The organism is Pseudomonas sp. S9, assembly GCF_000222125.1.
Lineage (GTDB): Bacteria > Pseudomonadota > Gammaproteobacteria > Pseudomonadales > Pseudomonadaceae > Aquipseudomonas > Aquipseudomonas segetis.
In genome coordinates, this window is record NZ_AFFX01000012.1 from 217,355 (window position 1) to 231,500 (window position 14,146).

The 14,146-nt window shown below is 54.8% G+C and carries 13 protein-coding genes and 1 pseudogene; 9 read left to right on the forward strand and 5 right to left on the reverse strand.

Features of this window, described 5'->3' with window-relative positions:
• Nucleotides 1-123: 123 nt before the first annotated feature.
• The 4 genes from xdhA to guaD all read left to right on the forward strand — a co-directional run bounded on the left by xdhA (nucleotide 124) and on the right by guaD (nucleotide 6,393).
• Complete coding sequence (xdhA, locus tag PSES9_RS0120880; protein ID WP_010490272.1) at nucleotides 124-1,575, forward strand: xanthine dehydrogenase small subunit; 1,452 nt, start codon at nucleotides 124-126, stop codon at nucleotides 1,573-1,575.
• A complete protein-coding gene (gene xdhB, locus PSES9_RS0120885) occupies nucleotides 1,568-3,964 on the forward strand; it encodes a xanthine dehydrogenase molybdopterin binding subunit (protein WP_010490273.1) in 2,397 nt (798 codons plus the stop codon). Before xdhA ends, xdhB begins: the two co-directional genes overlap by 8 nt.
• Before the next feature lie 225 nt (nucleotides 3,965-4,189).
• Nucleotides 4,190-5,029, forward strand: a complete 840-nt coding sequence (gene xdhC / locus PSES9_RS0120890) for a xanthine dehydrogenase accessory protein XdhC (protein WP_010490274.1) — start codon at nucleotides 4,190-4,192, stop codon at nucleotides 5,027-5,029.
• 59 nt (nucleotides 5,030-5,088) lie between these two features.
• A complete protein-coding gene (gene guaD, locus PSES9_RS0120895) occupies nucleotides 5,089-6,393 on the forward strand; it encodes a guanine deaminase (RefSeq protein ID WP_010490275.1) in 1,305 nt (434 codons plus the stop codon).
• A gap of 23 nt (nucleotides 6,394-6,416) precedes the next feature.
• On the opposite strand, the gene PSES9_RS0120900 is transcribed toward guaD, so the two are convergent.
• A complete protein-coding gene (locus PSES9_RS0120900) occupies nucleotides 6,417-6,749 on the reverse strand; it encodes a luciferase domain-containing protein (protein WP_010490276.1) in 333 nt (110 codons plus the stop codon).
• Nucleotides 6,750-6,779: 30 nt separating this feature from the next.
• Nucleotides 6,780-7,286 carry a DUF1993 domain-containing protein gene (locus tag PSES9_RS0120905; protein ID WP_010490277.1) on the reverse strand — a complete coding sequence of 169 codons (507 nt, stop codon included), beginning with the start codon at nucleotides 7,284-7,286 and terminating at the stop codon, nucleotides 6,780-6,782.
• 341 nt (nucleotides 7,287-7,627) lie between these two features.
• Between PSES9_RS0120905 and PSES9_RS0120910 the strand changes: the two genes are divergently transcribed.
• A complete protein-coding gene (locus PSES9_RS0120910; RefSeq protein WP_010490278.1) occupies nucleotides 7,628-8,824 on the forward strand; it encodes an MFS transporter in 1,197 nt (398 codons plus the stop codon).
• Nucleotides 8,825-8,839: 15 nt separating this feature from the next.
• The gene (locus PSES9_RS0120915; RefSeq protein WP_010490279.1) at nucleotides 8,840-9,193 is read left to right on the forward strand and encodes an MmcQ/YjbR family DNA-binding protein; all 354 of its coding nucleotides are present in this window, start codon (nucleotides 8,840-8,842) and stop codon (nucleotides 9,191-9,193) included.
• On the opposite strand, the gene PSES9_RS0120920 is transcribed toward PSES9_RS0120915, so the two are convergent.
• The 3 genes from PSES9_RS0120920 to PSES9_RS0120930 are packed head-to-tail and all read right to left on the reverse strand — an operon-like array spanning nucleotide 9,188 to nucleotide 11,586.
• The gene (locus PSES9_RS0120920; protein ID WP_010490280.1) at nucleotides 9,188-9,883 is read right to left on the reverse strand and encodes a DUF1294 domain-containing protein; all 696 of its coding nucleotides are present in this window, start codon (nucleotides 9,881-9,883) and stop codon (nucleotides 9,188-9,190) included. The two genes, PSES9_RS0120915 and PSES9_RS0120920, sit on opposite strands and share 6 nt — an antisense overlap.
• Before the next feature lie 30 nt (nucleotides 9,884-9,913).
• Nucleotides 9,914-10,741, reverse strand: a complete 828-nt coding sequence (locus tag PSES9_RS0120925; protein ID WP_010490281.1) for an AraC family transcriptional regulator — start codon at nucleotides 10,739-10,741, stop codon at nucleotides 9,914-9,916.
• 14 nt (nucleotides 10,742-10,755) lie between these two features.
• Complete coding sequence (locus PSES9_RS0120930; RefSeq protein ID WP_010490282.1) at nucleotides 10,756-11,586, reverse strand: undecaprenyl-diphosphate phosphatase; 831 nt, start codon at nucleotides 11,584-11,586, stop codon at nucleotides 10,756-10,758.
• 350 nt (nucleotides 11,587-11,936) lie between these two features.
• Here PSES9_RS0120930 and PSES9_RS25775 point away from each other — a divergent pair.
• From PSES9_RS25775 to queD, 3 genes and pseudogenes are all read left to right on the forward strand, one after another.
• Nucleotides 11,937-12,650: pseudogene (locus PSES9_RS25775) on the forward strand (cache domain-containing protein); the annotation flags it as partial.
• A gap of 120 nt (nucleotides 12,651-12,770) precedes the next feature.
• Nucleotides 12,771-13,505, forward strand: coding sequence for a methyl-accepting chemotaxis protein (locus PSES9_RS25780; protein WP_425439615.1), 735 nt, complete (start codon nucleotides 12,771-12,773; stop codon nucleotides 13,503-13,505).
• A 194-nt stretch (nucleotides 13,506-13,699) separates the two neighbouring features.
• On the forward strand, nucleotides 13,700-14,056 hold the full coding sequence (gene queD, locus PSES9_RS0120940; protein WP_010490284.1) for a 6-carboxytetrahydropterin synthase QueD: 357 nt from the start codon (nucleotides 13,700-13,702) through the stop codon (nucleotides 14,054-14,056).
• Nucleotides 14,057-14,146: the final 90 nt, after the last annotated feature.

Here is a 14,146-nt window from a genome sequence, read left to right on the forward strand (position 1 = left end):
TTGACCCAAAAGTCAGAAATCACTAGATTTAGTTCAAACGGATTGCTTGAACCCTGGCTGGCTCCTTCTCGGATCAGCTTCAGGCCAGCAAATCGACAACAATAAAATGCCTGGAGGTCTTCCTTGATCCAGTTTTTACTTAACCGGGAGCTGCGTACAGAGCAGCAACTCGACCCCAACGTCACAGTGCTCAATTACTTGCGTGAGCACCTTGGCAAACCCGGTACCAAAGAAGGCTGCGCCTCTGGTGACTGCGGTGCATGCACCGTGGTGGTTGGCGAGCTTGATACAAGTGAAGGCCGCGAGCGCATTCGCTATCGCACACTCAACTCATGCCTGACCTTTGTTTCTTCGCTGCATGGCAAGCAACTGATCAGCGTTGAAGACCTCAAGCACCAGGGCCAACTGCACAGCGTGCAACAGGCCATGGTTGACTGTCACGGCTCGCAATGCGGCTTTTGCACTCCCGGCTTTGTCATGTCGCTGTTTGCCTTGCAAAAGACCAGCAACGGCTACAACAAGGCTGAAACCCTCGAAGCACTTGCAGGCAATCTGTGCCGCTGCACTGGCTACCGTCCGATCATCGATGCTGCCGAGCAAGCCTGCTGCCAGAAACAACCGGACCAGTTCGATAACGCTGAAACCCAGACCATTGCCCAGCTCAAAGCCATTGCTCCCCTTGATACAGCCGAACTCAAGAGCGGTGACAAACGCTGCCTGCTGCCACTGACTGTTGCAGACCTGGCTGATATCTACGCGGCCAACCCGCAAGCACGCCTGCTTGCAGGTGGCACCGACCTGGCGCTTGAAGTCACCCAGTTCCACCACGAACTGCCCGTGATGATTTATGTGGGTCATATCGAATCGATGAAACGCATCGACATCAATGACGAAACCATCGAGATTGGCGCCGCCACGGCGTTGAGCGATTGCTACTCGGCTCTGGCCAAGGATTACCCCGACTTCGGAGAGTTGTTGCACCGTTTCGCATCCTTGCAAATCCGCAATCAGGGCACCCTTGGCGGCAATATAGGCAATGCCTCGCCCATTGGTGATGCCCCGCCGCTGCTGATAGCCCTCGGCGCGCAGATCGTGCTGCGCAAAGGCAATGAGTCACGCACCTTGCCACTCGAAGATTACTTCATCGATTACAAGGTTACGGCTCGCCAGGAAGCCGAGTTTATCGAAAAGATCATAGTGCCTCGCGCGCAAGCCAATCGTGCCTTCCGCGCTTACAAGGTCTCCAAACGCCTGGATGACGATATCTCGGCAGTCTGCGCAGCATTCAATATCGAAGTGCTAGACGGCGTGGTGCAAAGCGCACGCATCGCCTTTGGCGGAATGGCCGCCATCCCCAAGCGTGCCGCAGCCTGTGAAGCGGCCTTGAACGGTGCTGCCTGGTATCCGGGGGTTATCGAGCAAGCCTGCGCGGCTCTGGCCGAGGACTTCACGCCGCTGAGCGATTTCCGCGCCAGTAAAGAGTATCGCCTGCTTATCGCACAAAACCTGCTGCGTAAGTTCTTCCTTGAAATGCAAGCTCCAGAAGTTGAGACGCGGGTGACTGCATATGTCTAATCACATCATTCAAAAAACCCAGGCTGAATTGGCTGAACTGTTCCGCGCCGACCTCACAACTGGCGTTGGCCGCAGTGTCAAACACGAAAGCGCAGCCAAGCATGTTTCTGGCGAGGCCACCTACGTCGACGACCGCCTGGAATTCCCCAACCAGCTCCATGTCTACGCACGCATGAGCGACCGTGCACACGCGCGAATCGTCAAGATCGATACTGCACCCTGCTATGAAATTCCCGGCGTGGCCATAGCCATCACCAGCAAAGATGTACCCGGGCAGTTGGATATTGGCCCAGTAGTCGCTGGAGACCCCCTGCTCGCCGACGGCAAGGTTGAGTTCGTTGGCCAGGTGGTACTGGCGGTAGCCGCAAATAGTCTGGACGCTGCACGCAAGGCAGCCATGGCAGCCGTTATTGAGTACGAAGACCTGGAACCTGTGCTCGATGTAGTCGATGCCTTGCGTAAAAAGCACTTTGTTCTCGACAGTCACCAGCACAAGATCGGCGACTCTGCTGGCGCTCTGGCTGCGGCCCCACACCGCCTGCAAGGCCGCCTGCACATCGGTGGCCAGGAGCACTTTTACCTGGAAACCCAGATCTCCTCGGTGATGCCCACCGAAGACGGCGGGATGATTGTGTACACCTCGACGCAGAACGCCACCGAAGTGCAAAAACTGGTGGCTGAAGTGCTGGGCGTGGCGATGCACAAGATCGTCATCGACATGCGCCGCATGGGCGGTGGTTTTGGGGGCAAGGAAACCCAGGCGGCCGGGCCCGCATGCTTGTGCGCCGTGGTTGCTCATCTCACCGGGCGGCCAACCAAGATGCGCCTGCCGCGTGTCGAAGACATGCAGATGACCGGCAAGCGCCACCCTTTCTATGTCGAGTACGATGTCGGCTACGACGACGACGGCTTGCTCCAGGGTATCGAGCTTGAACTGGCGGGCAACTGTGGCTATTCGCCCGACTTGTCAGGCTCCATTGTCGACCGGGCGATGTTCCACTCTGACAATGCCTACTTCCTCGGCAACGCGACCATCAACGGCCACCGCTGCAAGACCAACACCGCCTCGAACACCGCCTACCGCGGCTTTGGCGGCCCGCAAGGCATGGTCGCGATCGAGCAAGTGATGGATCATATTGCCCGCCAGCTTGGCAAAGACCCGCTGGAGGTGCGCAAGCTCAACTATTACGGCAAAGAAGATCGCAATATCACCCACTACTACCAAAAGGTAGAGCACAACATGCTGGCCGAAATGACCAGCGAGCTTGAAGCCAGCAGCGACTACAGCAAGCGTCGCGAGGAAATTCGTGCATTCAACGCGCAAAGCCCGGTGTTGAAAAAAGGCCTGGCGCTGACACCGGTGAAGTTCGGCATCAGCTTTACAGCCACCTTTCTCAACCAGGCAGGCGCGCTGGTACACATCTACACCGATGGCAGCATCCATCTCAACCATGGCGGCACCGAGATGGGCCAAGGGCTCAATACCAAGGTCGCACAGGTCGTGGCTGAGGTTTTCCAGGTCGATATATCACGTATCCAGATTACCGCGACCAATACCGACAAAGTGCCCAACACCTCGCCGACCGCAGCCTCCAGCGGTGCCGATCTAAACGGCAAAGCCGCACAGAACGCTGCAGAAACCATCAAGCAACGCCTGGTCGACTTCCTGGTGCGCGAACATAAGGTCAGTGCAGAAGACATCGAGTTCCGCAACGGCCAGGTCCGCGTGCGCGACCAGTTCATTGCCTTCGACCAGGTGATCCAGCAGGCATACTTTGCTCAGGTTTCGCTGTCGAGCACCGGTTTCTATCGCACACCGAAGATTTTCTACGATCGCGATAAAGCCGCCGGCCGCCCCTTCTATTACTTTGCATACGGTGCCGCGTGCTCCGAAGTCATAGTCGACACCCTGACTGGCGAATACAAGATGCTGCGTAGCGACATTCTTCACGATGTCGGCGCCTCGCTTAACCCGGCAATCGATATTGGCCAGGTTGAAGGCGCATTCGTTCAGGGCATGGGCTGGCTGACCATGGAGGAACTGGTCTGGAACCCGAAAGGCAAGCTGATGACCAATGGTCCGGCCAGCTACAAGATTCCAGCCATCGCCGACATGCCACTCGATCTGCGGGTCAAGCTGGTCGAAAATCGCAAGAACCCGGAAGACACGGTATTCCACTCCAAAGCCGTGGGTGAGCCGCCATTCATGCTGGGCATTGCCGTGTGGTGTGCGATCAAGGATGCCGTCGCCAGCCTGGCTGAGTATCGCCAGCAGCCCGACATCGACGCACCTGCAACGCCTGAGCGCGTGCTCTGGGGTGTCGAGCAAATGAAGAAATACCAGCAACCGGCCAAGGCGGTAGCGCGTGAGGCTGCAGAGCCTGTCTAATCGGGTGCAATGAGCGGCGTGATGCTACGCCGCTCTGTTTTCTCAATGGTGTACAACAATGACAAATACCACCGAAAATTTAACCGAAACAGCCAAAGCCCCTGGCCATCAGGTGTCGCCGCTGTTTGTGCTGGCGCCATCAAGCACTGTTGTTGAGCAACCTAAAGTTGCTAACTGGTGCCTGTCACGCCCTGCCAAACCCTTACACAGCTGGAGGCTGAGAAAATGAGCTGGATCAGCACCCTCGCCGAGCTTCAAGAGCAAGGCCTGCCTTGCGTCCTGGTCACCATCATCGACGAACGCGGTTCAACCCCGCGTAATTCCGGCTCGAAAATGGTGGTCACCGCCGAGCGGATTTACCAAACCATCGGTGGTGGTCATCTTGAATACAAGGCGATGGAAATGGCCCGCCAAATGCTCGCCAGTGGCTCCCAAAGCACGCGCCTGGAACGCTTCAACCTGGGCGCCAGCCTTGGCCAGTGCTGTGGCGGCGCAACAGTATTGCTGTTCGAGCCAATGGGCCAGCCGCAGGCGCAAATCGCCGTATTCGGCCCCGGCCATGTCGGCCGCGCCCTGGTGCCGCTGCTTGCCGGCTTGCCATGCAAAGTGCGCTGGATTGACTCTCGTGAAGCCGAGTTTCCAGAGCAGATCCCAAGCGGTGCCGAGAAAGTGGTCAATGATGAAGTGGTCGATGAAGTCGATAACATGCCCGCCGGGAGCTACTTCATCGTCATGACCCACAACCATCAGCTCGACCTTGAGCTAAGCGCCGCAATCCTCAAGCGCGATGATTTTGCCTACTACGGCTTGATCGGCTCGAAAACCAAGCGTGCCAAGTTTGAACATCGCTTGCGTGACCGTGGCTTCAATCCCGAAGTGGTTCAGCGCATGCGCTGCCCTATGGGCCTGGCCGAAGTCAAAGGCAAGTTACCCGTCGAAATTGCAGTGTCGATTGCGGGTGAAATCATCGCCACCTACAACGCCCATTTTGGCGAGCAAAAGCACAGTAAATCCGCCGGCCCCATCGCTCAACTATTACCGGCTTCACGCCGCAACCACGCTTAATTCCAGTGCCGTCCCCCAAGGATAATGGCGGACGGTGAATACAGAATGCCGAGAAAAATATGTCCACCCCTGCAAAAGCTTACCGCGCCTCCATACTCCACAGCCTTGGCGACCCAGCGGTGGTAGGTATCGAACAATCCTATGAGTATTTCGAGGACGGTATCCTGCTCGTTGAAGACGGTCGCGTGGTGAAGGTCGGCCACGCGGCAGATTTACTCGACAAACTCAAAGGTATAGAGATTGTCGAGTACCACGATGCACTAATCACCCCCGGTTTTATCGACACTCATATCCACTACCCACAGACCGGCATGATTGCCTCATACGGCGAGCAATTGCTGGACTGGCTCAACACCTACACCTTCCCGACCGAACAGCAGTTCGCCGATAAAGCCCATGCAGCCGATGTTGCCGGTATATTCATCAAGGAACTGTTGCGCAACGGCACCACCACCGCGTTGGTGTTCGGTAGCGTACACAAGCAGTCGGTTGATGCATTCTTTGAGGCCAGCGAAGCGCTCAACCTGCGCATGATCGCCGGCAAGGTGCTGATGGACCGCAATGCGCCCGACTACCTGACCGACACAGCCGAGTCCGGCTACGCCGACAGCAAGGAACTGATCAAACGCTGGCACGGCAAGGGTCGCCTGCACTATGCAGTCACGCCACGGTTCGCACCGACCAGTACCCCGGAACAACTTGAGCTGGCGGGCAAGCTGTATCATGAGTTCCCCGACCTGTACATGCATACGCACCTGTCCGAGAACCTCAAGGAAATCGACTGGGTCAAAGCCCTCTTCCCTGAGCGCACCGGATACCTGGATGTCTACGATCACTACAAACTCATTGGCGCCCGCTCGGTGTTCGCCCACGGCGTGCACCTGTGTGACGATGAATGCAAACGACTGGGCGAAACCGGCTCTGCCGTTGCCTTTTGCCCAACGTCGAACCTGTTCCTCGGCAGTGGCCTGTTCAACCTGAACAAGCTTGAACAGCATGGTGTTCGCGTCGGCCTGGGCACTGATGTCGGAGCCGGTACAAGTTTCTCGCAACTGCAATCACTGAACGAGGCTTACAAGGTGATGCAACTGCAGGGCAACAAGCTTGATCCATTCAAGTCGCTCTACCTGGCAACACTTGGCAGCGCCAACGCCCTGTATCTGGACGACAAGATAGGTAACTTCGCGAGCGGCAAGGACGCCGACTTTATCGTCCTCGACTATAAAGCCACACCGCTGATTGACTACCGCATGCAGCAAGCCAAAAGCCTGGAAGAGAAACTTTTCGCCCTGACTATCCTGGGCGACGACCGCGCCGTGAAAGAAACCTTTGCTGCAGGTCAATCAGTCCATTGTCGCGATTGAATCTGTCCGCTGCTGGCCCGGGCTCAAGCAGTGGACTCACGCTCGGCTATTGCCAGCCTGATGAGGCGAACGACCTCATCCACCTCATCAGCACTGGTATAACGCAACTCGATATAAGCAGATGAAGCCGAGCGCCTTGGATGCTTTATCGAGTTCGCCGGATGTTGCAACCCCAGCTGCTTGATCAGCGATTTGCCCAGCGCCAGATCAAGCTCATTGTCGTGGTGAAAATGGGCAATTTCCTTTTGGCCATGGTTTAGCGTAGTAAAGCCATCCGATCGCCCAGGCCAGACCACAACCTGCATGCCCGGCAAGCTTTTGATCGCCTCAAGCAATTGCGCCTTCAATGCATTCATCCTGTCGGCTGCCCTTGGTGATTGACTGGCTCAAACTGCGCCCAAGAAGTCCATCTTGCCAATTTTCACACCATTGTGGCGCAAGATCGCGTAGCTACAACTGATGTGGAAATAGAAGTTCGGCAAAGCAAAATGCAGCAGGAACATTTGCCCATTAAAGCTCAACTCGCGCGAAGGCAGCTTGATGTTGATGGTTTTGTCCTCGCTGCCATCAATCTGCTCCGGCTTGACGGTTTGAATAAAAGCAAGGGTCTTGGCAATCCGCGCTTTGAGTTCAGCAATGCTTGCCTCGTCGTCGGCATAGCTCGGCACATCCACTCCGGCAAGGCGCGCGACACAGCCTTTGACTGCATCAGTGGCGATTTGAACTTGTCGCGCCAAGGGGTACATATCGGGTGCCAGGCGGGCATTGACCAGCACAGTTGAATCGAAACCTTCAGCCTCGGCGTGTGCCGAAGCCTTATCGAGGATCGCTTCGAGATTGTTCAGCATACGGATAAAAACAGGAACGCTGGCTTGATACATGGACAACGACATGCTTATTACTCCACAACGGCAGGTTGATCCGAGCACATTACACCCGTGGCATTGCTCGCGCGAATTGATATTTCGACTCAAGAGCAAGGGATACCTTGGCCATGTGCATTCGGCCGGCTAATAAAATCCTGAAATATTCGTTAGCAGGCTTTGTTTTCAGTTGTATGATGAGCCATCATCAAAAGAGGCTCTGGAAACGCCGCGATCGAAAATCGCAAAGGACTAAAAAGCCGAGCTTAGTGGGCCAACCACTCTGAGCAGCTTCCAACCTGGCGATACCTCGCGCAGTTGTTTTCTGGGGTCCGCGATCTTCCGCCGCCATTGCCAATCTGAGCTGCCAAATGACGACCGAGCCGACATCTGCAGACAACTCCACCTTGCAGATCCTGACTATAGTATTTTTCACCTTTATCAGCTTCTTGTGCGTTGGCTTGCCCCTCGCTGTACTCCCCGGCTTCGTCCTGTATGACCTTGGCTATAGCTCGGTACTGGCCGGGGTGGTTATTGGCACACAGTATTTTTCGACCCTGCTGACTCGACCTATATCCGGCTCTATCGCCGACCGCTTGGGCGCCAAACGAGGTGTACTTTATGGCCTTGTTGGCTGCTCGATAAGTGGCGCTGTAACCCTGATCGCCACCTCCCTGATTGCCTATCCACTGGCCAGCTTGATATTACTGATACTCGCCCGGATCATCCTCGGTGTATCCCAAGGCCTGGTCGGTACAGGTTCGATCAGTTGGGGCATCGGCAGGGTCGGCGCGGAAAACACTGCCCGGGTGATTTCCTGGAATGGTATTGCATCCTATGGAGCAGTAGCGCTCGGAGCTCCCCTGGGAGTGATGATGGTGTCCAGCCTGGGCCTCTGGAGCATAGGCAGCCTGACGTTGGCTCTTGCTGGCGGATCATTTCTGCTGGCCCGCATCAAAACCCCGGCGCCCATTATTCAGGGGAAGCGCCTGCCCTTTAGCAGCGTGTTTCTGAAAGTCGCACCAAACGGCGTGGCACTTGCACTTGGCTCAATTGGCTTCGGCACGCTGGCGACGTTTATCACCCTGTATTACGACAGCCGTGACTGGGATAACGCGGCGTATTGCCTGAGCGCATTCGGCGCCGCGTTTATCCTCGCTCGCCTATGGTTTTCCAGTGCAATCAAAAAGCGCGGGGGGTATCGCGTAGCAACCATATGCCTGTTTATCGAGTGCGTTGGCCTGATGATGATCTGGCTTGCACCCACCCCATGGCTAACCTTATGTGGCGCCGCCCTCACCGGCTTTGGCCTGTCACTGGTCTATCCTGCGCTGGGGGTCGAAATCATCTCGCATATTCCGCCTGCCAGCCGCAGTTCGGCACTCGGCGCCTACGCAGTATTCTTTGACCTGGCATTGGGCACCGCCGGCCCTCTTATGGGTGCCGTTGCCGGTCATTTCGGTTTCGGCTCGATTTTTATGGTTGCCGCCTGCATGGCGCTGCTCGGCATGCTGCTGACCCTGGTATTGCTAAGCAGAGATAGTCGCTCAAGGTTGGGCTCGGCCTAACACAGGAACATAAAGATGAACCGCCAACAAATTGCTGCATTTTGCCTGCAGTTGCCGGGCGCCCGTGAAGACTTCAAATGGGGCGAAAACCAGGTATTCTCCATTGCTGGAAACAAGATGTTTGCGATCCTTAACTTCCTTGGCGGTAATCTCGCCTTCAAGGTCGATAAAGACCTGTTTCTCGGCTTTGTTGATCGCCCGGGAATCCGCCCCGCCCCCTATCTGGCCCGCGCACACTGGATCAGCATGGACTGTGATCAGTTGCCCATCGGCGATCAAGAGCTGCGCGAACTGCTCACCCGCTCCCATCAGCTGGTGGTGGCTAAATTGTCAAAGCGCAAACAGCTTGGCCTGCTGATTGACCTATAAACGCCGGATAAAGTGGCCGAAGTACTCGCCACCCAAGACCAACCAATCAAACCAGAACAGTTGATGGGCCAGGATGATCAGCCAGAAAATCAACTGGTAGGCACCTTTTCGGGTTTTATGCCGAAAGCATTGCTGGGCAATCAAGGCGCCAGGCCAACCGCCGGATAACTCAACCAGGTGCAATGTGGTTTCCGGTATGCGCCAAGCCCCACGCATGGCTTTGGCTTTGTCACTCCAGTACTGCACGAAGCTAACCAGACTCATCAGTCCATAAGCCACCAATATCCAGATAAAACCAGCCTTGAAAAACAACTGGAAACTGCCAAACAGTGGCAAGGCGTATAGACAGGCGAACACCAGGGTTTTGAACCCAAGGTTTTGCATGGGCGCAGAGCCTTGGCGCCTTGGCGGCCTTGAAGCCTTCTTTATTTCAGGCTGTGGCTTGCGCGGCTTGCGACGAATACTGGGCTGATCAAGGGACAATTCCCCGGCAAGACGTAGGTGCTCGGCTCGAATTCGTCCCTTGTCATCTCTACTGGCGATATACAACACCTTGTCACCCACAAGCGGGCGACGATCACCGCGCATTGCCGAAATATGAGCGAACACCTCCGGCCCGCCCTGCTCCGGACGGATAAAACCAAAGCCTTTTTCATCGTTCCAGCTCTTGATCGAGCCATGTACTTCCATGATCAAACAGTCATCCCCGGCACATCACAACTAACCATTCTCACGCGCGCTGGCACGCAGGGCATTTTGTTCCGCAACAGGCAACTTCAAATAGGCTTTGGGCGTAATACCGATATGCAAACGAAAGCATTTATAAAAAGCAGACAGTGAGTTAAAGCCCGCCGCGAAGACCAGATCATCAACCTTGGCCGACGGCGGGAGCAGTTCGACACTCTGCAGTAAATGCTTGAGCCGCTCATGATTAACATAACGGTAGAAGCTTTGGCCCAGTACCTGATTCAACAGATAAGAGATCTGATTGCGGCTATAACCCGTTTCGCTCGCCACTTGCTGGAGATTGAGCCCCGGGTCCAAATAGGGCTGCTTCTGGGCGAAATACTCTTGCAGGTCCAGCGCCAGAATGCCCAGTTGGCGTGCAGACAGCCCCAGTCGACTGGTGGCTGGGCGGCTGTCCGGCTCATGCTGGCCGTCATGCTGTTCGTGGATCAACGACGCGTATTCGTTAACCCGCCAGATCAGCCCGTCCCGAACCGTGATCGCCTCGCTTGAGCGAAACGAAACCAAACCGGGACCGCCACGTAAAGTAATCCGGTACTGGATAAACGCCGTGTCATCATCAAAGCGAATTCGGTCGGTGTGTTCAAGCACCTCCTGAGGCGCAAGCGGCATCGAGCTGCGCACATACTCGCGCAGCTGCGTGAAGTGAAACACCTTGTTCTGAAAGAAATCACTGTACTCAACATCCGGATGATAGAGCGCCATCACCGCATCAAGGTCGCTAGCCTTCCATGCCAGATGATAGCGCTGCACCACCTGCTTGGTGATACTGGCTGTTGAGCCGGATAACCTTGTGCTCATAGATGACTCACTAACTAGCCCTGAGCGGTGCTCCAATCGATCATATGTAGTTGCCAGGTTGCCAGGATCAGCAGCCCGAAACCGATCCGGTACCAGGCAAATACCGCATAACTGTGGTTACCAATAAAGCGCAGCAAGGCACGCACTGCAATCATCGCGAAAATAAACGAAGTCACAAAGCCAATGGCAAATACTGGCAGATCCGCAGGTTGGAACAAATCACGGTACTTGTAACCGGAATACACTGCCGCACCGACCATGGTCGGCATGGCCAGGAAGAACGAAAACTCAGTGGCAGCTTTACGTGACAGGCCAAACAGCAAACCGCCAATGATGGTAGCACCGGACCTGGACGTGCCGGGAATCATCGCCAGGCACTGGGCGAAACCAATCTTCAGGGCATCCTTCCAGGTCATGTCATCAACCGTTTCAGCATGGACCTTGTGTTTGCGGCGCTCGGCCCAGAGCATGACGACACCACCGACGACCAATGCCGTAGCCACGGTAATCGGGTTGAACAGGTACTCGTGAATCAAGTCGGCAAAGCACACGCCAAGAATAACTGCCGGGAAAAATGCGATTAACAAGTTGCGGGTGAACAGTTGTGCCTGAGGCTCTTTAGGCAAGCCGATAACGACATCTAAAATCTTCTTACGGTACTCCCAGACCACCGCCAAGATGGCGCCAAGCTGGATAATGATATTGAACGCCATTGCCCGCTCACCACCGAAACCAATCAAGTCTGCAACGATGATTTGGTGCCCGGTGCTAGAGATGGGTAAAAACTCGGTAATGCCTTCAACCACACCCAAAATAAATGCCTGTACGGCCAACCACACGTCCATCCGAACTCCCAATGTGCGCGGAGTAATAACCGCGCAAGAATAAATGATTGAAGCATTTCTAGCGTTATCGACAGGGCTGGAGCAGCACGCCCCACTACCGCAAACAAATTATCCGTTAACCCTCAGGTTTCTGCGTTTCGGGCCGAAATGCTAACAGAGAATTAGCATTTTAGAGCCGGTTACTTGATCTTTACTCAGGCTGCTTGATTCCAATCAGCATCAGGCATAGGGAAATGCCAAGACAACACCATCGAGCTCCCATAATAAGAATTAGGAGTTTCCCCATGAGCAGCTTACGTAGCCTCCCCATCAGCCGTCGCCTGTGGTTGATACTGATTGTCGCAATCATCATGTTATTGACCCTGGGCAGCGTTTTGCTCAAACAAATTCATGGTGACCTGTATGCAGGCAAAAGCGAAAAAACCCAGCACCTGGTACAAAGTGCAACCGGTATCATGGCGCATTTCCATGCCTTAGAAACTGCGGGAACGCTCAAGCGTGAAGAGGCACAGAAACAGGCATTGGAAATAATCCGTGGCCTGCGTTACGACACCAGCGAATACTTCTGGGTTAATGATCTGACCCCGACCATGATCATGCACCCCACCAATCCCAAACTTGAAGGCCAGAATCTATCGACCTTCAAAGACCCTGACGGCAAAGCTTTGTTCAATGAAATGGTGAGCATCGCTAAAGCAAAAGGCGCCGGTCAGGTCGATTACCGCTGGCCAAAACCAGGGGCAAGCGAACCAGTACCGAAAATATCCTACGTACAGCTTTTCGAACCCTGGGGCTGGATTATTGGCTCTGGCGTGTATGTCGATGACTTGCAGGCTGAGTTTTCAACCCAGGCCATACGTGTTGTGATCATTAGCTTGACCTTGATGCTGCTGATGACGCTCGTTGTCACACTGATAGCCCGTAGCATTTCCAAACCGCTAAATCAGGCGGTAAGCGCAATGGCCAATATTGCCAGCGGAGAAGGCGATTTGACGCGCAGCCTTGATGCACAGGGCAATGATGAACTGGCTGCATTGGCTCGGCACTTCAATGCTTTTACAGACAAGCTACGTCAGGTGATCAAGCAGTCCCTTGGCTCCGCCTCGGAGCTTACTCAGGCAGCGCAGTCACTCGATAGCGTGGCAACAGACGCGCACAACCACAGCCAACAACAATCGCAGCAAATGGAATTGGTGGCCACTGCCATAAACCAGGTGTCCTATGCGGTCCAGGATGTGGCAAAGAATGCAGAGCATGCTTCTTCCGAGGTGCTCGCAGCCGAGCAACAAGCTGCACAAGGCCAGGACAACATCCAGTCCAGCCTGCAACAAATCGAACATCTGTCGGCGATGATCGACCGCGCCGTTACCGTGATGAACACACTTGCAGAAGAAAGTACCCAGATTGGCAGCGTGCTTGAAGTCATTCGCTCGATCGCCGAGCAAACCAATCTATTGGCGCTTAATGCTGCAATCGAGGCTGCTCGTGCCGGCGAACAAGGCCGCGGCTTTGCCGTGGTTGCCGATGAAGTGCGTTTACTGGCACAACGCACACAAAAATCCACGGCAGAGATCCAGGCCATGACCGAACGCTTGCAGAGCAACTCGCAAGCAGCAGTCAAGGTCATTAATGAAAGCAGCCAGGCATCACAACTGACCATTGAACAAGCTAATTTGGCCGGAAGCAGCCTTGATCAAATAGTCCACTCACTAAAGAACATAACCGGACTCAACGCCTCTATTGCCAGCGCAACGCTGCAGCAGTCCCATGTTGTTGAAGACATCAATCAAAATGTCACGCAGGCTACGGGCCTGGCCCATGAAAACGCGACTGCAGCGCAACATTCAAATAAAGCCAGTGAGCATGTTGGCCAGTTGGCCACGCAACTCAGTACATTGCTCGGACAGTTTCGCGTATAAGCGCCATGCTGCAACCCTGCAATCAACAGCGCATGGCGGTTGGCTTGAGCAACCATCATGCGCTACGCACAGTTCATCGCTATTACTCGCGACGTAACACCCGAACTTATTCAAGCTGTTAAGATAACCGCAATCAGGCGGTACCCAGTTACTGCTGAAGAATTTTGTCGCGATGTATTGTAGAGAGTAGATCTGTGGAATTGTTTAAAGAGTTCATGTTTGAAGCGGCGCACCGCCTTCCCCACGTTCCAGATGGCCACAAGTGCAGACGCCTGCATGGGCATTCCTTCAAGGTTGCGGTCTACATCGAGGGGGAGGTTGATCCGCATACTGGCTGGATCCGGGACTTTTCTGAGATTAAAGCCATCTTCAAGCCGCTTTATGAGCAACTTGACCACAACTACCTTAATGATATTCCTGGCCTTGAGAACCCCACCAGTGAAGTGCTGGCGAAGTGGATCTGGCAACAACTCAAACCCTTGTTGCCAGAACTGTCACGCATCCGTATTCATGAGACTTGCACCAGTGGCTGCGAATATCGCGGCGACTAAGCCATCTGTGCCGTCAATAAACAGCCACCGCGAGGTGGCTTTTTATTGGCTGGATATCGACCTTGACTGACTACTCTTGGTTGTCAGCAT